The 20,614-nt window shown below is 64.4% G+C and carries 19 protein-coding genes; 14 read left to right on the top strand and 5 right to left on the bottom strand.

Going from position 1 to position 20,614, the window contains the following annotated elements:
* Nucleotides 1-139 precede the first annotated feature (139 nt).
* From H6718_35200 to H6718_35250, 11 genes are all read left to right on the top strand, one after another.
* Nucleotides 140-1,183, top strand: a complete 1,044-nt coding sequence (locus tag H6718_35200) for an efflux RND transporter periplasmic adaptor subunit (GenBank protein ID MCB9590708.1) — start codon at nt 140-142, stop codon at nt 1,181-1,183.
* The gene (locus tag H6718_35205) at nt 1,170-2,891 is read left to right on the top strand and encodes an ABC transporter ATP-binding protein (protein MCB9590709.1); all 1,722 of its coding nucleotides are present in this window, start codon (nt 1,170-1,172) and stop codon (nt 2,889-2,891) included. Before H6718_35200 ends, H6718_35205 begins: the two co-directional genes overlap by 14 nt.
* On the top strand, nt 2,888-4,021 hold the full coding sequence (locus H6718_35210) for an ABC transporter permease (GenBank protein ID MCB9590710.1): 1,134 nt from the start codon (nt 2,888-2,890) through the stop codon (nt 4,019-4,021). Before H6718_35205 ends, H6718_35210 begins: the two co-directional genes overlap by 4 nt.
* Nucleotides 4,018-5,121 (top strand): ABC transporter permease, encoded by a 1,104-nt coding sequence (locus tag H6718_35215; GenBank protein ID MCB9590711.1) that lies wholly within the window; start codon nt 4,018-4,020, stop codon nt 5,119-5,121. Before H6718_35210 ends, H6718_35215 begins: the two co-directional genes overlap by 4 nt.
* A 32-nt stretch (nt 5,122-5,153) precedes the next feature.
* The gene (locus H6718_35220) at nt 5,154-5,810 is read left to right on the top strand and encodes a TetR/AcrR family transcriptional regulator (GenBank protein MCB9590712.1); all 657 of its coding nucleotides are present in this window, start codon (nt 5,154-5,156) and stop codon (nt 5,808-5,810) included.
* On the top strand, nt 5,807-7,315 hold the full coding sequence (locus H6718_35225) for a TolC family protein (protein MCB9590713.1): 1,509 nt from the start codon (nt 5,807-5,809) through the stop codon (nt 7,313-7,315). The genes H6718_35220 and H6718_35225 overlap by 4 nt, the downstream gene beginning before the upstream one ends.
* 149 nt (nt 7,316-7,464) lie before the next feature.
* Nucleotides 7,465-8,229 carry a hypothetical protein gene (locus tag H6718_35230; GenBank protein ID MCB9590714.1) on the top strand — a complete coding sequence of 255 codons (765 nt, stop codon included), beginning with the start codon at nt 7,465-7,467 and terminating at the stop codon, nt 8,227-8,229.
* A 179-nt stretch (nt 8,230-8,408) separates the two neighbouring features.
* Nucleotides 8,409-10,895 carry a VWA domain-containing protein gene (locus H6718_35235; GenBank protein ID MCB9590715.1) on the top strand — a complete coding sequence of 829 codons (2,487 nt, stop codon included), beginning with the start codon at nt 8,409-8,411 and terminating at the stop codon, nt 10,893-10,895.
* Between the two features lie 54 nt (nt 10,896-10,949).
* Entirely contained in the window at nt 10,950-11,537 is a 588-nt protein-coding gene (locus H6718_35240; protein ID MCB9590716.1) for an RNA polymerase sigma factor, read from the top strand.
* A 3-nt stretch (nt 11,538-11,540) separates the two neighbouring features.
* On the top strand, nt 11,541-11,765 hold the full coding sequence (locus H6718_35245) for a hypothetical protein (GenBank protein ID MCB9590717.1): 225 nt from the start codon (nt 11,541-11,543) through the stop codon (nt 11,763-11,765).
* Nucleotides 11,766-11,845: 80 nt separating this feature from the next.
* Nucleotides 11,846-12,406, top strand: a complete 561-nt coding sequence (locus tag H6718_35250; GenBank protein MCB9590718.1) for a hypothetical protein — start codon at nt 11,846-11,848, stop codon at nt 12,404-12,406.
* A 100-nt stretch (nt 12,407-12,506) separates the two neighbouring features.
* On the opposite strand, the gene H6718_35255 is transcribed toward H6718_35250, so the two are convergent.
* Nucleotides 12,507-13,682, bottom strand: coding sequence for a polysaccharide deacetylase family protein (locus H6718_35255; GenBank protein ID MCB9590719.1), 1,176 nt, complete (start codon nt 13,680-13,682; stop codon nt 12,507-12,509).
* Between the two features lie 294 nt (nt 13,683-13,976).
* On the opposite strand from H6718_35255, the gene H6718_35260 reads away from it, so the two are divergent.
* From H6718_35260 to H6718_35270, 3 genes are all read left to right on the top strand, one after another.
* A complete protein-coding gene (locus tag H6718_35260) occupies nt 13,977-14,495 on the top strand; it encodes a response regulator (GenBank protein ID MCB9590720.1) in 519 nt (172 codons plus the stop codon).
* Nucleotides 14,496-14,767: 272 nt separating this feature from the next.
* Complete coding sequence (locus H6718_35265) at nt 14,768-15,364, top strand: hypothetical protein (protein ID MCB9590721.1); 597 nt, start codon at nt 14,768-14,770, stop codon at nt 15,362-15,364.
* A gap of 273 nt (nt 15,365-15,637) precedes the next feature.
* Entirely contained in the window at nt 15,638-17,152 is a 1,515-nt protein-coding gene (locus tag H6718_35270) for an SDR family oxidoreductase (GenBank protein ID MCB9590722.1), read from the top strand.
* Between the two features lie 17 nt (nt 17,153-17,169).
* Here H6718_35270 and H6718_35275 read toward each other — a convergent pair whose 3' ends face one another.
* The 4 genes from H6718_35275 to H6718_35290 all read right to left on the bottom strand — a co-directional run.
* Nucleotides 17,170-18,339: a hypothetical protein gene (locus H6718_35275; GenBank protein MCB9590723.1), complete on the bottom strand. Its 1,170-nt coding sequence runs from the start codon at nt 18,337-18,339 to the stop codon at nt 17,170-17,172.
* Between the two features lie 9 nt (nt 18,340-18,348).
* On the bottom strand, nt 18,349-19,023 hold the full coding sequence (locus H6718_35280; protein ID MCB9590724.1) for a hypothetical protein: 675 nt from the start codon (nt 19,021-19,023) through the stop codon (nt 18,349-18,351).
* Complete coding sequence (locus H6718_35285) at nt 19,011-20,051, bottom strand: ABC transporter permease (GenBank protein MCB9590725.1); 1,041 nt, start codon at nt 20,049-20,051, stop codon at nt 19,011-19,013. Before H6718_35285 ends, H6718_35280 begins: the two co-directional genes overlap by 13 nt.
* Nucleotides 20,051-20,614, bottom strand: a 564-nt coding sequence (locus tag H6718_35290) for an ATP-binding cassette domain-containing protein (protein ID MCB9590726.1), incomplete at its 5' end; no start/stop codon positions are given. The genes H6718_35285 and H6718_35290, both read right to left, overlap by 1 nt.

The raw sequence follows: 20,614 nt of genomic DNA on the forward strand, positions 1-20,614 counted from the left end.
ATAAAGAACTAGGCGGCCGCTGAAAGGTCGCCTCGTTCTGCCTGCGCACCCAGTTGCGGTGCGCCCTCAGTCGAAGACCCATTGCTGCGACGCCGACGCTGGCACTGCAGCACTCGGGTCCGCTCGCTCAGGACCCGTGATGGCTGAACAATCCAAGAAGAAGCGCGCTGTGGTGGTGCTGGTGGTGATCGCGTTGCTCGGCGGTGGCGCGTTCTACTGGCGGTCTAAGCAGACTCAAGCCGCAGAGCCTGCGGCGTTCCACGGCAACGTGGACATCCGCGACGTCACCCTCGCCTTCCGCGTCAACGGGCGCGTCGACGAGGTGCTCAAGCAAGAAGGCGATCACGTCAAGAAGGGCGAGGTGATTGCGCGTCTCGACCCTGCGCCGTACAAGCTCGCCGTCGCGCAAGCCAAGAAGGCCGTGGAGGTCGCCAAGGCAAACCTCAAGCTGATGGAGGCGGGCGCTCGGCGCGAAGACATCGCGCAGGCTCGCGCTCTGTTGAAGGAACGCAAGGCCGCGCGCATCCGCGCGGAAGATCAGCTCAAGCGTCTTGAGCCACTGGTGGACGCGGGCGCCGCAACCAACCAAGACCTGGTGGCCGCGAAGAGCGGCGCGGAACAAGCGAGGGCTGCGGTGAGCGCGGCCCAAGCCGTGGTCGCCAAGACGGTGCGTGGCCCTCGCGTCGTCGAGCTCGCAGTCGCCCAGGCGCAAGTGGAGCAGGCGGAGAGCGCGGTGGATGGCGCCGAGCTCAACCTGAAGGACACCGAGCTCGTTGCTGCAAGTGACGGCGTCGTCGTGACGCGCGCCATCGAACCCGGCGCGATCGTCGGACCGGGCTCCCCCGTGCTGGTGGTCGCGGTCACCGATCCGGTTTGGATCCGGGCCTATGCCAACGAGGCGCAGCTCGCGATGATCTCTCCAGGCACGACCGTCAACGTCTACACCGACGCACGCGCTGGACAGCCGTACACCGGCCAGGTTGGCTACGTTGCGAGCCAGGCCGAGTTCACGCCGAAGAACGTGGAGACCGAAGAGCTGCGAACGTCCTTGGTCTATCGCTTCCGCGTGATCGTCGAGAAGCATGACGATGGCTTGCGTCAGGGCATGCCCGTCACGATCCGCCTGGCGAACGCGGCGCCCGCTTCCGCCCCTCGCGGGGAGGCCAAAAATGACCAGCCCTAGCGAAGCGTTTGCGCATATCCAGAGCCTGCGCAAGAGTTTCCCCGGGGAATTAAAGCCAGCGCTCTCCAATGTCACCCTGGACGTCATGCCGGGCGTCGTGACGGGGTTGGTTGGGCCCGACGGCGCGGGCAAGACGACGCTGCTCCGGCTGCTCGCGGGGCTCCTGGTGCCAACCTCCGGCGAACTCTCCGTGCTCGGCTCGAGTCCAACCCACGACGCTGATTCGCTGCGCGACTCCATCGGCTACATGCCGCAAAAGTTCGGTCTTTACGAAGACCTGTCGGTGATGGAGAACCTCTCGCTCTACGCCGACCTCAAGGGTCTGTTTGGAGAGCAGCGTCGCGAGACGTTCGAGCGCCTGTTGGAGTTCACGGATCTCGCGCGCTTCACCGATCGCCTCGCCGGCCGACTATCAGGCGGGATGAAGCAGAAGCTAGGTTTGGCTTGCACGCTGCTCGGTACGCCGAAGGTGTTGCTGCTGGATGAGCCCGGCGTCGGTGTCGACCCGGTCTCGCGCAGGGAGCTCTGGCGCATGGTTCACGAGCTGATCGCGGGGGGGATCGCCGTGGTGTGGAGCACCGCCTACCTCGACGAGGCGGAGGCGTGCGACCACGTCGTGTTGCTCAACGAAGGAGAGATTTTGTTCTCGGGTGCGCCCTCGGAGCTCCACGATCGCGTACGCAGCCGAGTCTTCCTGCTGACGAACCTGGAAGAGCAACCGCGCATTGCGCTCAAGAACTCCCGACGCGACCCCGCGAGCATGGATGGCGTCGTGCAAGGACGCGGGGTCCGCTTGATCGCAAGGCCTGACGCAGAGCTACGCCCCTTGGAGTTTGGTGTGTCTGCTCACGCAACCCTGACTGCCACCAAACCCCGCTTCGAGGACGGATTCATCGACCTCTTGGGTGGTGTCCCATCCGCCGAATCAGAGCTCGCAAACGCGGTAGCACAGCATCCGAACGACGGCGCAATCGTGATCCGCACGAACCAGCTGACGAAGCAGTACGGCGACTTCAAGGCGGCGGACGGGATCAGCGTGGCGGTCAAGCGGGGTGAGGTGTTCGGCTTGCTCGGCCCGAACGGAGCCGGCAAATCGACGACTTTCAAGATGCTCTGCGGCTTGGTCGTCCCAACCTCAGGCGACGCAGAGGTCGCCGGCGTCGACCTGCGCTCCTCGGCGAGTGAGGCCCGTCAACGCCTTGGCTACATGGCACAGAAGTTCTCATTGTACGGAAATCTTTCCGTACGGCAAAATTTGGAGTTCTTCGGAGGCGCCTATGCGCTGAGCGGCAAGCGCTTGAAGCTCGCCATCGAGCGCATGGTAAGCGTGTTCGAGCTTGGCCCGCTGATGAAGCGCGCCGCAGGCGACCTGCCCCTCGGGCACAAGCAGCGCCTCGCGCTCGCCTGCTCTCTGCTCCACGGGCCCGAGATATTGTTTCTCGACGAGCCGACCTCGGGGGTCGATCCGCTCACCCGCCGCGAGTTCTGGACCCACATCAATGGGGTGGTCGAGCGCGGAGTGACGGTGCTGGTCACCACGCACTTCATGGACGAGGCGGAGTACTGCGATCGCATCGGGCTCATCTCCCGCGGGAAGATGATCGCCACGGGGACGCCTGACGACCTCAAGGCCAAGGCAACGACACCGGAGCAGCCGGACCCCACGATGGAAGAAGCGTTCATTGCCCTGGTCACGGAGGCCGCGTGAACGCCTTCGCCTATCGCCTCAAGCGACTCTGGACGCTATGCCGCAAGGAGACGCTGCAGATCATCCGGGACCCGAGCACGCTGTTGATCTCGTTCATCTTCCCCGGGATCTTGCTGTTCATTTTCGGCGCGGGCATCAACCTCGACTCCTCCACGGTGACCCTCGGTGTGGTGCTCGAGGACACGCGCCCTCAGGCCATCAGCCTCGCGGAGTCTCTCGCGAACTCACCCACCTTCCACGTCAAGACCGGCTTCGACGCTAAACAAATGGGCGACGAGTTGCGCGCCGGGCACGTGCGAGGCTTCCTGATCGTCAGGGGAGACTTCTCTGAACGGGCCCTCCGCCAGAGCCCCGGAACCCCGTCGTTGCTCCTGGTCACCGATGGCTCGGAGCCCAATACCGCGAGCTTCGTCGCCGCCCATGTACGGGGCGCTGTTGCCGTATGGCAACGAGAAGAGTTGAAGCGTCAAGGGCGTGAACTAAAAGGCCTGGATATCGAGACACGCTCCTGGTTCAACCCGTCGACAGAGAGCCGAAACTTCCTGCTGCCGGGCTCCATCAGCATCGTGATGACCGTGGTAGGTGCCCTCTTGACGGCGCTGGTCGTGGCCCGAGAGTGGGAGCGCGGGACGATGGAGGCGCTGCTCGCAGCGGGCGTCTCCCGCTTCGAGCTGCTTGCCTCGAAGGTGATCCCTTACTTCGTACTCGGCCTGATCTCGTTCGTGATTTGCGTGGGCCTCACGCGCTACGCTTTCCACGTACCGTTCCGCGGCTCTTTTGGCGCGGTGATGCTCGTTGGAGCGCTCTTCCTCGGTAGCGCGCTGGGCCTCGGGCTGTTGCTCTCCACAGTGCTGAAGAGCCAGTTCAACGCCGCGCAGGCTGCGCTCAATGCGGCCTTCTTACCGGCGTTGATGCTCTCCGGCTTCGTCTTCGAGATTAGCTCGATGCCAGCACCCATCCGCGCGGTAACGACCATCGTGCCAGCTCGCTACTTCGTGGTGGCGATGCAGACGGTCTTCCAAGCGGGAGATGTCTGGCCGGTGTTGATTCGCGCGTTCGAAGGCATGAGCCTGGCGGCGCTTGGCTTCCTGGGTGTTACCTACCTCAAGACTCGGAGGCGCCTCGAGTGAACGCGTTATTCATTCGGTTGCGGGCGCTGATCATCAAGGAGCTGCGCGCGGTGCTCGGGGACAAGCAGAGCCTGCGGCTCTTGACCATGCCCGTGATTCTGCAGCTCCTGGTGTTCCCCTTCGCGGCGACCCTGGAGGTCAAGAACAACAGCATCGCGATCTTCGATCAAGACCAGGGCCCCACTAGCGCGGAGATGATCCAGCGCCTGAGCGAGACGCCTGCCTTCACGAAGATCGTACAAGTGCACAGCGAAGCTGAGGCGCGTGACCTCGTGAACCGTCAGCATGTGCTGCTGGTTCTGCGCTTTGGGCCCCAGTTTTCAAAGAGCGTCAAAGCGGGGTCCCCAGAGCCTATCCAAGCCGTGCTCGACGGCAGGCGCTCGAACTCCGCGCAGATCGCGCTGGCCTACGTCCAGCAGATCGTTGGGAGCGTACCGCTAGACGCGCAGCCGGCGCCCACGGCAGCTCTGGTCGTACGCAATTGGTACAACCCGAACCTCGAGTACTTCCGCTTCATCGTGCCTTCCCTGGTGGCGATGATCACGACGCTCTCGGCGCTGATCGTCACGGCGATGTCCGTTGCCCGGGAGCGTGAGCAAGGCACGCTCGACCAGCTGATGGTGAGTCCACTCACGCCGTCGATGATCTTCGTAGGCAAGGCCGTCCCGGCGCTGATCGTCGCGATGATTCAAGCGACCATCATCATCCTTGGTGGGGTGTACGGGTACGGCATCGAGTTTCAGGGCTCGCTGCCGCTGCTCTACGCCTGCATGGTGGCCTACGTCGCCGCGCTCGTCGGTGTAGGGCTGTTCATCTCCAGCGTGTGCGCCACGCAACAGCAGGCATTCCTCGGGGTGTTCTTCTTCGTGATGCCGGCCATCCTGCTCTCCGGCTACGTCACCCCCGTCGACAACATGCCCCACTGGCTGCAGACGGCCACGTGGGCCAACCCGGTGCGTCACTTCGTCGAGATCACGAAAGGGATCTACTTGAAGGACGCGCACTTCGCCGACTTTTCTCGGAACGTCTGGGCGCTGCTTTGCATTGCCGCCGTGACCGGCCTCACGGCGCTCGGTGTGTTTCGACGACGGCTTGGCTAGCTCATTTCCCCAAGGAATCTAACGAGAGAACCATGGCTCGACCGAAGAGTGACATCGAACCGCGGATCATCGCAGCCGCCCACGACATGTTCTTGGCGGAAGGCGTCGACTCGGCTTCGCTGCGAGCGATCGCGCGCAACGCGGGCACCAACATCGGCATGGTCTACTACTACTTCCCCACGAAGGACGACCTCTTCATGGCCGTGGTGGAAGACGTCTACGACGGGCTGTTGAAGCGCCTGGCCGAAGCCCTGGATACGCAGTTTCCGGTTGAGGAGCGGCTGTATCGGGCGTTCTCGCTGATCGGCAAGCTGGAGGCTTACGAGCTCGAGGTAGGGCGCATCGTGGTCCGCGAGATGATGACCTCCACGGAGCGTAGGGCGCGCTTGCTCGAGCGCTTCCAGCGCGGACACCTGCCGCTCATCGTCAGCACCATGTTGCAAGGACTGCAGGAGCAGAAGTTCGATCCCAAGCTTCCGCTGCCGGTGATCATGACTTCTGCGATCGCCGTCGGTGCGCTGCCCCAGTTCATCTTAAGGGTCCTCGGCGAGCGCCTGCCCGGCTTCGACGCCATGTCGCAGGATACCGATCTGGCTCGCATGCTGGTGCGCGTGCTCTTCGAGGGCACTGGCGGTCCCAATAGCCCGCCCACCCACGCTCTTCAACCTCCCAAGGGAGACGCAACATGAGAACCTTCAACGCGAAGACGCGCGGAAGCCTATTCCGCACGGTTTTATTTTCTACTGCACTGAGCGGGGCACTCGGCTGGGCTGGCACGGCCGGCGCTCAACCAGCCGCTGAGCCCCAGCCCGCCGCAGGCAAGGCGCTCCCAAACAAGTCCGACGCGCAACAGCTAGAACAACGCCTGAAGGCGCTGATGGGCAAACCTGGGGGCCTGACGGCTCGTCAGGCTTCAGCGCGAGCGGTCGCCACCAGCAACGAACTCAAGGCGAGCGAAGCCGACGTGAAGAGCGCGGCAGCAGACAAGGACCAAGCGGAGGTCGGTTACCTCCCCAGGGTGACGCTGACCGCGCGCTACACGCGGCTCTCGGAGATCGACACGCAGAGCCTCGGTACTCTGGTGGCTACGACTCAGCCCGGTCCCGTTGCCGCGGGGCAACCGCTGATCGGTGTCGACCTCTCGTTCCCTCAAATCCTCGACCAGTACCTTTTGCAGGCGAACGTCACGGTGCCGCTCACCGACTACTTCTTGCGCACCAATCACGCAAACCGCGCCGCCGGGCACAATCTCCAGGCCGCCAAGTACCGCCAGCAGGTCACCAAGCGGAGCGCTGCACTGCAGGCGCAGCTCGCCTACTACGGGTGGGCACAGAGCACCCTCGCGGAGGTCGTGGCAGAGCAGACCCTCGAGCAAGCCCAGGCCCACTACAAGGTCGCCGAGGCCGCGCGCAAGGCAGACACGCTCACCCGCGCGGAACTGATGCGCTTCGACGCACAAGTCGCGAACGCCGAGCTACTGCTCGAGCGCGCCCGCTCCGGCAAGGAGATCAACGCGGACGCGTTGCGCACGTTGCTCCACGACCCCGAGGACGAGGCCTACAGCATTGGAGAGGAGCTGCTGACTCCCCTGCCACCGCTCAAGCGCTCGAAAACGAGCGAGCTCCAGCGCCGCGCCCAGCGAAGCCGCCCCGAGTTCAAGGCGCTCAGCGAGAGCGCACGGGCGATCAGCTCTCAGCGCAAAGCCGTGAAAGCGAGCACGCTGCCCCGCCTGGATGCCTTCGGCAACGCCTACTACGCGAATCCCCACCAGCGCGTGTTCCCTCAACAGGACAAATGGACCGCTAGCTGGGACGCGGGCCTCCAGCTCACCTACGTGATCAACGATCTCCCGACAGCCAACGCGAGCGCGCGCGCCCTGGATGCAAAACAGGCCGGCGTGCACGCTCAGGAAGCGTCACTCCGAGACATGCTGCGACGAGAGCTCAGTCAAGCACAGCGTTCGGCGATCGAAGCGGACGTCGCGCTGAAGGTCGCCGCGCGCGGCCTCGCGGCGAGCGAAGAAGCGTACCGCGCAACGCTGCTGCAGTTCCGCGCAGAAAGAGCCAAGAGCGTCGACTTGATCGACGCGAACACCGAGCTCTTGCGCGCGCGCCTGGAACTCATCACGGCCCACATCAACCAGCGCGTCACCCGCACGAAGCTCAAGTACGCCTTGGGCGAGGCGCTGAACTAGGCATTGACCTAGCCATGGCAGCTCCCACGGCACGCGAAGCACGTCAGCCGCGCAGGGATGGCACGTGCGACGCCTTGCCGCGGCGTGAGCTCGATCCAAGCTCAGCGTGAGGACTGGCGCCAGCCGGCGGACTGCCGTAAGCAGGCGCGGTGAGTCGTTCGAATGCCCCTGGCTGCTTGGCCCTCGTCGCGATCCCAGCAGCACTCGCGCTAACCGTCGCAGCGGTCGTCTACGGCGCGGCTGGCACGGGTAAAGGAGCGCGCAAGCCCCCGCCAGATCCCGGCGCGGGGGTGATTGAAGGTCGCGCTCAGGGCCTGGCAAAGGAACAGCCTCCTCTGGGTGAGGGTGTCGCCTATGCGGAGCTCGAAGTGCTGTGCCTGAAGAGCACTGGGCGCGACACTGAGCGTACGCTGCTCGCCAAGCGCGTCTACGGTTCTCCGCGTCTGACGCTTCAGAGCACAGATGCGGGTGGGTCAAAAGAGGTGAGTCTCCCGCCGTTTTCCCTCGAAGGCTGGAGCAGCTACTCCAACTTGTATCAGGCACGGCGCACTCTAGAAGGGCACCCCGCGGAAACGCTCGCGCCCGACTGGAAGAAGCACCCGTGCGACACCTACGGCGTCTGGATGGCTCGTGTGCTCCCTGAACAGTACGTGATCATTCAAGGGGATCGCGCTTGGTTCGGCACCCGCGAGGAGCTCGCTCACAAAGCAGAGGAGGCACGCCTCGCCTTCCGGAACCGCGGATTGCAGCTCGGCGGCCTCGCGCTGCTGGCCTGGGTGTTCGGCATGCTCGCCGGACGGCGCCTGTGGAAGAATCGCCACCGCAGCGGAGACACCGTGGACCCCCGGGACGAGTCAGCAGCTGGTGAGTCCGCAGCTGGTAAGTCAGAGACGGCGGACCCCGCGGAGTCTTGAGGCAGCTGGAGAAGCGCCTCTCCCCCAAAAAAACTTTGTCACCAGACGCGCGTGGCCAGCGTTGGTCCCCCAGAAGCGCCTCGAATCACGGAAAAAACCGCTCGAGCCTCGCACTTGAGCGAGCGGCGGCAGTCCCCGAAAGGGGGCCGTATGACAGCTATCGAGGCCTGGAGGAACACATGATTCTGCCGATCCACCACGTCTTTCCGCAAACTAGCGGCGTGCCCGCCGCCTCCGAGAACGCCTCGACCGGCGCACGCCTGGTCAGCACCCAGGGCGTCGAACTGCCCCTCGAGGGCGCCACGCTGAGCGCCGGCGCGGGCGGCGGCATCGCACGCAGTGTGGTGCGTCAGACATTCCGCAACACCTCCAAGCAACCCCTCGAGGTCACCTACCTCTTGCCACTCCCCAGCGACGCAGCCGTGAGCGGCTACCAGTTCGAGCTCGACGGCAAGCGCACCCAGGGCGTCGTTGAACCGAAGCAGCAAGCTCGGGAGCGCTACGAGGAAGCGCTGATGAGCGGCCACAGCGCCGCGCTACTGGAGCAGGAACGCAGCGCCCTCTTCCGCCAAGCCATCGGCAACATTCCGCCAGGCAAGTCAATCGAGATCGAGGTCGAGCTGGATCATCCGCTGAGCTGGGTCGGCGACGGCTGGGAGTACCGTTTCCCCACGGTTGTAGCTCCACGCTATCAAAATGAAGAGAGCCGCGACGCATCGTGCGTCGCCGTCATCGACCCCAGCGAAGCGCGCGAAGGACAGCCAGCGCGCATCGAGCTGCGCCTAACGCTCAGCGACCGCCTCACGAGCGCGCCTCGCTCCCCGAGTCACTCCATCGTGAGTAACCCGGAGCAGCAAACTACTTGCGTACACTTCGACGGCGCACGACTCGACCGCGACGTCGTGGTGCGCTGGGGCGTCGCCCTGCAGCACGCCAGCGCGCGCCTGGAGACGTCTCGCCCCGCGGAGACGCATCGCCACGCGGGCTCGCAGTTTGGCTTGCTCAGCTTGGTGCCTCCGCTCGAGGCTCAAGCCCCCGTTGCCCGCGATCTGATCGTGTTGCTCGACACCAGCGGCTCCATGGGCGGCGAACCGCTTGCACAAGCCGTTCGCCTCGTCAGCGCCTTGGTCGATTCTCTCGGGGGTGAGGACCAACTCGAGCTGATCGAGTTCAGCTGGAAGGCCAATCGCTGGCAGCGGAAGGCAGTGCACGCAACCGACGCCAACAAGCGGGATGCCCTGCGCTGGCTCACGTCGCTCCAAGCCAGCGGCGGCACCGAGATGCGTCGCGGCATCGAAGCTGCGCTGGCCTCGCTGCGCGAAGGTGCCCAGCGACAAGTGGTGTTGGTCACGGATGGCTTGATCGGCAGCGAACAGGCAATTCTTCAGCGCCTGGCGGACAAGCTGCCGAAGAGCTGTCGCTTTCACAGCATCGGGGTCGGCCACGGGGTGAACCGTGCGCTGCTCACTCCAGCGGCACGCGCGGGACGCGGCGTGGAAATCGTCGTCGCGCCCGGTGAGGATACGGAGCCCGCGATCAAGCGCCTGCTCGAGCGTACGAACCAACCTCAAGTCACCGACCTGGAGATCTGGGGTAGCGCGCTCAAGTCCGTACCGAAGCGACCGCTCGATCTGTTCGCGGCCTCGCCAGCGTTGATCCCCCTCGAGCTGAAGCCTGAAGGCGGCACCCTCCACATCCGTGGGGCAACGGCGCGCGGTAGCTACAACCAGGAGCTCTTGGTGGAGGCGCGGCAGCCGGGGACCGGGGCCGAGCGGGTGCAGGCGCTGTTTGCTCGGGACCGCGTGGAGGATCTGGAGCTCGAGTTCGCCGCCAAGCCAGGGCAACGCACGGATCTCGATCGCAGCATCGAGCACCTGGGCGTCGACTTCCAGATCGCCACGCGACTCACTTCGTGGGTGGCTGTGAGTGAAGACGTCACGGTTGACCCGACCAAGGCATCGAGCCGTGTGGAGCAGCCTCATGAGCTGACTGCGGATCTCTGCGCGGAAGGCCTGGGGCTGCGCAGCATGGAACCGATGCGCTCCTCGGCGATGGCGCCGATGCACGTTGGCCGCCCCATGATGTCAGCTCCGGCCCCAGCGAGCTTGGGCTACGCGGGTGGCGCGCCGCCGCCTCCTGGTGCTCCGCCGCCTCCCGGTGCGCCGCCGCCTCCGCCGTTTGCTGCCGCTCCACCGCCGCCTCCTCAGGCTCCGGAAGCGCCGAAAAAGCGCGGCCTGTTCGAGCGTGCTCGCGACTTCTTTGCACCGAAGCAGGAAGCGGACGATGGAGATCTCTTCGACGCCGACGGCTCAGCCCCGAGCGCGGTCCCGGGTGGCATGGCCATCCTTGGAGAATCCGACGAGGCACCGGTGCTGGAAGCGCGCGGAGTGATTCGCCTGAACAACGCCAAGCGCTTCGCGATCAGCATCGAGTTCGGTCAGCACGAAGTGCACTGGCCGGCTCCGCAGAGCGTCACGCTGATCCTCGCGGATGGAAGTGGCCTCGAGGTCGAGGTCGAGCTGCAGTTCACGACGGCAGCAGGTCGCTTGCAACCGGGCACGACTCTGCGCCTCGTGTGCAAGCTGGACAACGCGCTGCCTCAGGCAGTCACCCGAGTGATTGTTCCCCAATCAGCGGACACTCCGCGCTGGGAGATCGCACTCTGACCACACCAGGGAGGCTACCCGTTCGGGTAGCCTCCCTTCTCTTCGTTGAAGCCCATGACTCCTGAGTACCGCGACCAATTGCTACCGCAGATCGCCGCAGGCGATGTTCAGGCGTTTGCGCTCTGGCTGAGCAGCGCGGAGCCGCGCATTCGCCTGAGCCTCGCGCGCTTCGCAAGCTCGGTAGATGTGGAGGCGGTGCTACAAGAAACCCTGCTAAGGCTATGGCAGGTCGCGCATCGCGTAGAAGTAGATCCCCAGGGAGACGCGCTGCTACGGCTCGGCGTTCGGATTGGGCGCAACCTGGCCATCGACCACGTGCGCAAGCTCGAGCGCAGCGATCTGGTCAAGCAACTCACGGAGCAAGCCACACCCGAAGCGGCCCTCACGAGCACCGAGGAGCCCGACCCGCTTCTCAGAGCCGTGATCCAACGCTGCTTGGAGGCGCTGCCTGCAAAGCCGCGCATGGCCCTCAGCGCGCGCCTCGAGAACCAAGGCCAGGAGCCAGACGAGTCCCTCGCGCTGCGCCTCGAGATGAAGCTCAACACTTTCCTGAAGAACTTCGGACGCGCGCGCCAGTTTTTGCTCAAGTGCCTGCGCGGACAGGGCGTCGACCTGAGTTTTCAGAGCGAGGCTGAAGGCTGAGCCATGGACGAAGAGAGCCTGATCGAAGAAGTCGTCTCGGCGCACCGCGAGCGCGGTCCTCACGGCGAGGTACGCTTCGCTCCAGCGTTTTACGATTTGGACCCTGGCGCCCGAAGGACAGCGTTCGACCGCAGCGTGGAGCAACGCCGCCTCGAAGCCTTGCTCGACCCTCGGGGGTTATCCACAACCGCCCACGCCGTGCTCGCGCGTATCCAGAAGCAGCCGTAGTCCGCACATTTCCGCAGAACAATCGGCCCACCAAGCGTTGGGGCCTTGTCTTCATCGGGACGAACCGCTAGCCAAAGCGGATGCACGTGAAGGGCACCGCGTACCACGCGCGCTTGAAGCTGCTGGCTTCGCGCTGGGATCAAGCGAAGGTGGACGCCTTCTTGGCGGACTTCCAGCGCAGAAATCCCCACTTCCCGAAGCACGTGCTGCCGACCAACTGGCTGCCGATGGGGCCGTTTCTTCAGCTAATCGACGAAATCGTCGAACAGGCATACGGAGGTGACCGCGAGTCGCTCTGGGAGGTTGGAGAAGCGAGCGCGCAGTGGTCGATGACCGAGGGCCCGTACAAGGGTCTCGTGGCGAGCAAGGATCTCAAGCGCTTCGCGAGTCTCGCTCAGGTGATGTTCACCAACTTCTTCGACCTCGGCGCTGCCACTGGCACCTACGACGGCAAGTGCATCGAGCTGCGCATCAACGGCATTCCAGATCCGTTTCATCATCCCTATTTCGAGTACTCGGGGATTGGCTATTTTCGCGGAGGCCTCCGCATTCTCGGAGTTCCTTTCCGCACGGAACGCATCCTTGGCTACACCAAGGGCGACGCGGAAGTACACTACCGCTTGCACACCGACAGCCGCTAGGACACCGGAGGCTAGTAGTCTCGGGCAGACCGCACTCCGCAGACGACGCGCTCGACGGACTCTAGACCACCTTGAAGCCGCGTCGCGTGGGCCCGCGCTTTCAGTTGCTAGCGCGCGCTACCGGATCCCGCATCCACTGTAAAACCTGGCGCGCGCTCACCACCTCGGCGCCCTGACTCAGAACGTAGTCGAGGAACGCTTCAATTGCGCCCTGGCGCTCCTTGGCGCTCTGCGCCCCTGGAGCGTTGCCATCCCATTCGCTGCCATAGTACGCGGAGTGCACTCCCAACAGGAAGGGCGCCTTGTTGCCCGCCAGCCGCTGATCGAAGGTGTACTTGAGCGTCGCGACGAACTCTGCCGGGGTCATCTCGAAGCCCCCCTCCGCCTTTGAAGCCCAGAGGTTGTAGTCGAAACCCGTGATGGCCCCGCTGTCGGCATCGAACCACTCCTGAACGGTTTTCATTTTCGCACGGAAACCCGAAGGCACACCATAGGCTTCGCAGGCTTCGTCGGGCGGGACGAACAGGGCGTAGACCGGCAGCTCCCACAGGCCCGCATGTGCTGACAGTTCCTGCTTGCCATCGCCCCACGCGACCTGCGCGCTGTGTCCAGGGCTCAGCTCATCCAAGGTGTAAGGCCAGAAGAAGTTCCTCCCGTCCTGGCCGTCTTCGTAGCCCTCTTCGATGCTGCAGTCATAGGTGAGACCCGCGCGCTGCACGGCGCTCAGCATGGCGTCGTTGTAGCTCAGGTACGGCGCGCGGAAGCCCACCAGATCCGACGCGCGCACCAACGGGTCATCCCCTGCCGTGAGGAAATCGTTGCAGCCTTCGATCTCCCGCTGCCAGTCCTCTAGCGAGAAGCTCGCACCCTCCGCGTGGTCGATGGTGTGATTGCCGAGCTCGTGACCTTCGTCGCGCGCGCGTCGCCACGTCGATAGCACCTGCGCGTCTTGCCCATAGTTCGACGTCATGTAGAACGACGCCGTACCGCTGCGCGCTGCGAGCATATCGAGCGCCCAGGTCATGCCCTCTGCGTCGCCGTTGTCGTCGAAGCCCAGGCTAACGAACTGCGGGACCTCGCTCACGCCGAGCTCGCATGGCGGCGTCTTGGCGGGCGCCAATCGATCACGACCCTTCCATGCTCCCATGGCACACGCTCCCCCTTCAGGCGTCGGCTCCGCCGGTTCGCTCTGGGTGCTGGAGCACCCACCGCCGAACGCAAGCAGCGAGCCAACCAGAGCCCAACCCGCGATGTTGGGAAAAGACCAGCGATTCATGCCGCTTAGTGTGACGGCCCACGCGTCGGGCCCATGTCCGAAACCGCTCTAGCGCAGCGCCCAATCCGCTTGATCCGGTCCCGCGACCAAAACCGAACCGCGGCGGTAGGGATTGCCGTACGTGCGAGGGCGCGAACAACAATAATTCCGCCAAGAAATGTGCGCCAAACTCACCCTCCGGGGTGATCGACTGGGGTCAACCAGGAGCCGAAGATCGGTACAGTTGTCTGGCGCGTGAACCGACACGTGCGCCAACGCCGGAGGGCACATGCGTCAGCTCACGGATCAAAGCCGATGAACATCCTGGTGGTCGACGACGAGTTGGTGAACCGACGCATCTTGGTGCGCGCCCTGAGCCGTTATGGTCACTGCGACACGGCACGCGATGGCGTATCCGCGCTCGAGCTCATGCAGGACTGTCTCGAGCAGGCTCACCCGTACGAGCTGATCTGCCTGGACATCCGCATGCCCAAGCTAGACGGCCAGAGCACGCTGAAGTGTGTGCGGGAACTCGAGAAGCGCTTTCGCGTGACGCCCCTCGAGCGCGCTCGGGTGATCATGGCGACGGCGTTGGATGATCCGCGCAACATCATCACCGCCTACGACGAGCTGTGCGACGGCTACCTCGTAAAGCCCATTGCCGAGGAGTCCTTGGAAGACCTGTTGCGAGAGCTCTTTCCTGACCTCCGCCCCCGCGCCGACTCCCAGCACCCGCCGCAGCGTTCGGTTCCGTCCGGTAATGCTTCCCTGGTCGACGCGGAACCGGAGAGCGAGCAGCGGCCCCGCGGAGTTCCGCTAGGCAAGGCCTTCTGAGCGCGCCGAGGCCAAACTGAGGAGCGTTGTGCTTAGTTAAGCGGCTTCACGGCTTTTTGGAGGAATGTGCGCTTCACGCGCTTTTTCAAGCTTCCTTCGCTCGTGGGAGGCGTCCAAAGTGTGATCCGATAGCGATCTAGTCGCGACGGGCGCGGAAAAGCGCTCGCCACGACGGTCTGAGGGGCACCTTCCTAGGCCTCACCGGGCGAAGAAGGTTCAAAACGTGCAGTTCGTGTCACACAGGGGCGCGAACGACGCGGCAGGGAGGCGACGTGGAATACGAAGCGTTCGAATCGGGGATCGAAGTGAACGGCCAGACCGTGTACGCGATCGTGGACGGCTTTGGGAGCTTTCGACGCCTGGCCGAGAACATCCTGATCGAAGAGCAGATCGGGGAGCGCGATCGAGCCGGTCGCTACCTGCTGCAGATGGACGGCTGGTACTCCCAAGAAGGCTGGCTCCGTGCGTTCAAGCGCATTGGGCAAGAGGTGGGGCAATCAGTGCTCTACGACATCGGGACCCGCATCCCATCCAATGCGAAGTTTCCCGACTGGGTGGTGGACGTGCCCTCAGCCATCCGCTCGGTGGATATCGCCTATCACATGAACCATCGCCGCAAGGGCGAGGTGATGTTCTCCATCAGCACCGGCAACATGCTCGAGGGCATCGGTCACTACGGCTACGAGCAGGCGCCCAACAAGAACATGATCATCAGCCGCTGCGAGAATCCCTACCCGTGCGCCTTCGACGAGGGGATCCTCACCGCGATGGCCCGACGTTTCGACCGCCTCACTTCCGTGCGGCACGATCCTGGGGAGTGCCGGCACAAGGGTGGCAATGCCTGCACCTATCTGGTCGAGTATTCCTAGACTCAGCGTCGAGCGTCTCCGTCCTCCACCTGCCTGAACCAGATTCAGGTGTCAGCACTCCACCTCCGGCTCCAGGGGCGCCAAGCGGGGCGCGCGGGCGTGCTCCTTCGGCACCAATCCCGGGGTTTGCGGGTGAGGTGCGTCGCTCGAGTGCTGTTGCCCAGGGGGGATCGACGCCAAAGCACGCAATCCCGGGCCTGCGGCTCGACACTCGGGCGTGCGCGTTGTAGAGCGCCCCGCCCTGTATTGCCCCCAGAGACACGGACGAAGCCAGTGAGTTCCCCTGAAAAACAGCTAGAAAGCAGCGACGCCATCGACGTCGACGCGCTCGAAGCCTGCGTTGACGCTCTGGAAGCCATCGTTCAGAACCGCGGTCTGTTGGCGGAGCTGGACGAGGACACTCGCCAGCGCTTGCTCATCGCAGCAGGACGCGTGTCGCGCCCCGAACGCAACGAGCAGCGCGTGCTGGCGCGCGCCGTGCGCAAGCAGCGCCGCCGGCACAGCCGAGAGGTACTCGAGGCGCAGCTCGACCAGGCGCCCATCCGCAAGTTGCGTGAGCAAGTCGTGTTCGTCACGCCACCCGCCTTGAAGAGTGGCGAAGACTTGCGTGAGCCCGAAGCAGAAGAACCCACACGGCTGCACAAGGAACGCGTCTGCTACGTGTGCAAACAGCCCTACCAGCTGCTGCATCACTTCTACGATCAGCTGTGCGGTGAGTGCGGCGACTTCAACTTCCAGAAGCGCAGCCAACGCGCGGACCTCAGCGGCCGCACGGCGCTGATCACCGGCGCGCGCGTCAAGATCGGCTACCAGGGCGCCATCTTGCTCCTGCGGTCCGGGGCGAGAGTGATCGTCACGACACGTTTCCCCAAGGATGCAGCCAGGCGCTACGCTCGGGAAGCTGACTTTGCTGAGTGGGGACACCGGCTCACGGTGTACGGGCTCGACCTGCGCCACACACCGAGCGTCGAGTCCTTTGCCCGCCACATCGAGCACACCGAAGCGCGCCTCGACTTCATCCTTCACAACGCCTGCCAGACGGTGCGGCGCCCACCGGGCTTCTACCAGCACTTGCTCGACCAAGAGCGCGGCGATCATGCGTTGCCCGGTCCCGCCGCCAAGCTGCTCGCAGGCGCAGCAGCGGCGAACAGTCAGCCCGGCCTCACGCACGGCGCCGAGCAGCTACCCATGTCTGCCGCGCTAACGCAGCTCGAGCTGATCCCCGAGGATTTCAACCGAGGAGGTCAGCTGTTCCCCATGGGGCAGCTGGACCAAGACGAGCAACAGATCGATCTGCGTGCAGTCAACAGCTGGCGCCTGCCCTTGCATCAGGTGAGCACCGTCGAGCTGCTCGAGGTACAGCTCGTGAACGCCATCGCGCCCTTCGTGCTGAATGCGCGCCTCAAGCCCCTGATGGAGCGCGTGCCGAGCGAAGACAAACACATCGTCAACGTGTCCGCGGTGGAGGGGCAGTTCTACCGGCGCTTCAAGACGGACAAGCACCCGCACACGAACATGGCGAAAGCCGCGCTCAATATGATGACGCGCACCGCAGCGGCGGACTACATCAAGAGCGGCATCCACATGAACAGCGTGGATACCGGATGGGTCACCGACGAAGATCCGGCGCACATCGCGGAGCGCAAGCGCGAAGAAAACGGCTTCCACCCGCCCCTCGACATCGTGGACGGCGCCGCCCGAATCGTCGACCCCATCATCGACGGCTTCAACACCGGCGACCACATCTGGGGGCGTTTCCTCAAGGATTATACGTCGGTGCCCTGGTAAGGGTGCCGCCAAGTCAATCAGCGCGGCGCTTGTAGACCCAAGTGCACGCGTAGCTCGGGGTCCTCTTTGATGCGCCAGATCCGCTGGTCCAACCAGTAGTGGTGGAGCGCGAGGCCCCACCACAGCGCCAAAGCGAATCGGTTCAGGCTGATCCCTCCGAGGGTTGTGCCAACCAAGAGCTGCGCCTGAAGTCCGCCCCAGGACGGGTAAATCGCTGAGCTCGCGGCGAGTAACCAATACACGAGGCTGAAGCCGAGGCACACCGCGACGTAACGCAGAGCCGTCTTGGAGATCCAAGGCGCCAAGCGTCCACTCAATGCCATTTTCCCCGGGGCAACGTACCTGGAGCGATTGTGCACGTAGACCAGCGCGATGTACTGCACGTTGTGAAACACGGTCAGCACCACACTGAGCAGCAAGAAGTCCTGATCCGGCCCGTTGCTGGCGCCGTAGACCGGCTCGAAGCGCGCCACCCAGTAGTACGCCAAGCCGTACAGCCCGACGCTGAGCAGGCTGTAGGTGAGCTTTGGCAAGCTGCGCGCGGGGGTGCGCAAGAAGTTCCAGACGAAGGCCAACAGCGCGGCTCCAAAGCCCAGCGCCGTTGCCCACACCAGCGCGCTCAGCGGCTCGTCCAGGGGCTCCAACCCGAGCAAGGCACGCGCCTTGGGGTGAGTGAACACGAACGCGAGGTAGGGCAGCCAAGCGCCGAGGTAGAGAGCGTAGCGATCGATACGATAGCTCAGCGCGTCGCGCTGGCCGACCTTCGCCGAGTAGAGGGCGATGAAGCCGTAGTGCTGACGGATCACGTGATAGAGCCCGTACAGCGTCGCGAACCCGAGGAACGCAGTGAAGCTGTCGCTGCCAGCCAAGCGATCGACCACCAAGCAGGCCGGACCAACCAGGAAGGCAAGCAGGGTGATCAGCAGCAGACGACGCTTCGTCTGCCAAGCCTGTCTGTCTGCATAGGTTCGCGTGTAAGCCGCCATCATGTGAGGCCCGTCGAAGCCCAGCAGCCAAATCCAAAATAGCAGCGCCATGGGCACGCCCGCGTAGAGTGGCAGGGCGATGGCGATCAGGCTGAGCAGGCCACCGCCAAAGAACCAAAGCAGATCAAACGGCGCGCTGACCAGCCAGGGAGAAGCAGCGGGTGAAGCGCCTTCGGCCTGTGCTAGCTCAACGGTCGCCATACTATATCCTCACGGCAATGGCATTCCGCTGCACTTGCCGTGGCTGCAGCTCTGGACCTTGATCGGCTTGTTGGAGCGCGGTAGCACGACATCGATCACCGGCGAGTAGGGTCGCGCACCACCGCAGTAGACGGGCACGTCTACGCTGATCACCACGGCGTCGCCGCGATCCACCACCGCGGTCACGTTTGCGCTCGGGCGATCCATGATCTTGATGCGCACCAGGCGCTGACGCTGCGGGTCGACACTCCCGAGGCGCCCCAACCCAAGCAGCGTGCGAAACGCGGCCTCGTCTTCGTAGACGCGATAGACGTTCCCACCCCCTGAAAAGCCACCTCCTCCAGGCGTCGCGCTCTGGGAGAAGAACACCGGGCGTCCCATGGCGAGCACGCAGGTCTCTTGAACGTGCTCGAGGGGCGGAATGATCGCCGGCAGTGCTCCGGCGTCGCGTGGTGGCGGTGGTGGCGTCACGGCCTCGGCGTCTTCCAAGGCCAGCGTTCCGGCGTCGCTGGGTTTCGACTCGCTGGGAGTTGGGTGGAACGGCTCGGCGGTTTCCGTCTGAGTGGCGGTTGGCGTTGCGCGCACTGGCTCGCTACTCGGCAACTTCTCCTGACACGCCAGCGCGCCCAGCAGTCCCACGCTGGTCAACGCCAGTACCCTGCACACGGTCGTCATCGCTGCCATCGGAACACCCACAGGCTCAGCCCAAATGTAGCCGCTGTCCAGATCAGGAGCACGCCCAGCCCAGGGACTAGCGTTTGCGGGTCGACTTGGCCGTGGAGCAGCACCTCACGACACAGCCGCACCATCTGCGTCGAAGGCAGGAGCCCCCCGACCACGGCCAATGGCCGCGGCATGACTGCGAGAGGAAAGAAGAGCTCCGACAGGAACACGATGGGCACGTTGATCGAGCTGATGATGTCCATCATCAGTTCTTCCGTACGGATCACGCAGGCGAGCACGAAGCCAAGGCCCATGAAGGTCAAGAGCCCCAAGCTCGCCACCAGCGTCAGCCACCCCACCTGGGACAACCCAAGCGGCAACCCGAAGCCGAAGTGCCCCACGGCGAGCAGCAACGCGTTCTGCCCCAAGACCAGCACGCTGCGTGAAAAGATCTGCGCCAGCACGAAGCTCGCCTTGTTGAGAGGCGTCGTGGCGAGCTTCTTCAAGAACAGGCTCTGACGATACGAGACCATCACGTAGCCCATGCCGAACAAGCCGCTCAAGAGCACCGAGAACGTGAGCAAGCCCGGAAACAGATAGTGCACGTAGCCGAAGCGAGGCAGCGCCTGCACATCGACTCGGGGTAGCCCTCCAAGCTTCGGCTCCAATGCCCGCGCCAGCCCATCACCGAACAGGCGCTCCCGGGGCCCGACCAAGAGCTTGCTCTCCGAGTCACTCAGCACCAAGACCGCGCTCGCCATGCGCGAGGCGAGCTTGCCGTGCGCGGCGTCGAGCTGCTCCTCGGAGTCGAAGAAGAGCTCGTCGTAGCCAGCGAGCCCGGCTCGAATGTCTCCCGGCGAGGGCGTCGCTGCGGCACCACGCGTATCCACGAGGATCAGCGTGCGGCGCTCGAAAGGGTGCCCGTTCATGAACACCACGCCAACGACGACCAGGAGCACGATGGGGAACAGAAAGACAAAGCCCGTCGAGCTCGGGCTGCGCAGCGTGTCCAACAGGCGCAGCCGGATCAAGAGCCAGAGCGCGCGCATCAGCTCTCCGCTGCTCCGTCGGGGTCCGCATCGTGGAGGTTCTTGCCAGGAGACTCCGGGGCGATGGCGAGCCCAGCGCGAATCGTGACGTCACAATAGTGGAAGAATGCGTCTTCCACCTCGAGACCACGTCGTTTCCTCGCGGGTACGTTTTGTACTAGCTCGCGCCGGCTGCCCCACGCCTTGACCTCCCCCCCAACCAAGAAAATCAGCTGTTGGCAGAGGCGATCCGCTTCGCGCAGATCGTGGGTTGCGAGCATGATGGTGCGCTCAGCCGCCAGCTCGAGCAGCCAATCTCCTACGCGATGTTTGCTCTCTGGGTCCAGCGCCGCCGTCGGCTCATCCAGGAACACCAGCTCTGGCTCGTGGACTAGCGCGGTCGCGATGAAGAGCCGCGCCGCCTCACCGCCGGACAGCCGCACCAGCCGCTGGTCCTTGCGCTGCGTGAGCTCCGCGCGTTCCAGGATGCGCGCCGCGCCTTGCTTCACGCCCTGGATCGCCGCAAACAGCTCGGCGTACTCCCCCACGCGGATGCGTTCGAGACGCGCCTCTTGCTGCATGAC

This window comes from Polyangiaceae bacterium (assembly GCA_020633205.1).
Lineage (GTDB): Bacteria > Myxococcota_A > Polyangia > Polyangiales > Polyangiaceae > JAHBVY01.

Coding starts and splice junctions, on each gene's coding strand:
- H6718_35200 (MCB9590708.1), top strand. CDS start 140: ATGGCTGAACAATCCAAGAAGAAGCGCGCTGTGGTGGTGCTGGTGGTG.
- H6718_35205 (MCB9590709.1), top strand. CDS start 1,170: ATGACCAGCCCTAGCGAAGCGTTTGCGCATATCCAGAGCCTGCGCAAG.
- H6718_35220 (MCB9590712.1), top strand. CDS start 5,154: ATGGCTCGACCGAAGAGTGACATCGAACCGCGGATCATCGCAGCCGCC.
- H6718_35225 (MCB9590713.1), top strand. CDS start 5,807: ATGAGAACCTTCAACGCGAAGACGCGCGGAAGCCTATTCCGCACGGTT.
- H6718_35235 (MCB9590715.1), top strand. CDS start 8,409: ATGATTCTGCCGATCCACCACGTCTTTCCGCAAACTAGCGGCGTGCCC.
- H6718_35240 (MCB9590716.1), top strand. CDS start 10,950: ATGACTCCTGAGTACCGCGACCAATTGCTACCGCAGATCGCCGCAGGC.
- H6718_35245 (MCB9590717.1), top strand. CDS start 11,541: ATGGACGAAGAGAGCCTGATCGAAGAAGTCGTCTCGGCGCACCGCGAG.
- H6718_35250 (MCB9590718.1), top strand. CDS start 11,846: ATGCACGTGAAGGGCACCGCGTACCACGCGCGCTTGAAGCTGCTGGCT.
- H6718_35255 (MCB9590719.1), bottom strand. CDS start 13,682: ATGAATCGCTGGTCTTTTCCCAACATCGCGGGTTGGGCTCTGGTTGGC.
- H6718_35260 (MCB9590720.1), top strand. CDS start 13,977: ATGAACATCCTGGTGGTCGACGACGAGTTGGTGAACCGACGCATCTTG.
- H6718_35275 (MCB9590723.1), bottom strand. CDS start 18,339: ATGGCGACCGTTGAGCTAGCACAGGCCGAAGGCGCTTCACCCGCTGCT.
- H6718_35280 (MCB9590724.1), bottom strand. CDS start 19,023: ATGGCAGCGATGACGACCGTGTGCAGGGTACTGGCGTTGACCAGCGTG.
- H6718_35285 (MCB9590725.1), bottom strand. CDS start 20,051: ATGCGCGCGCTCTGGCTCTTGATCCGGCTGCGCCTGTTGGACACGCTG.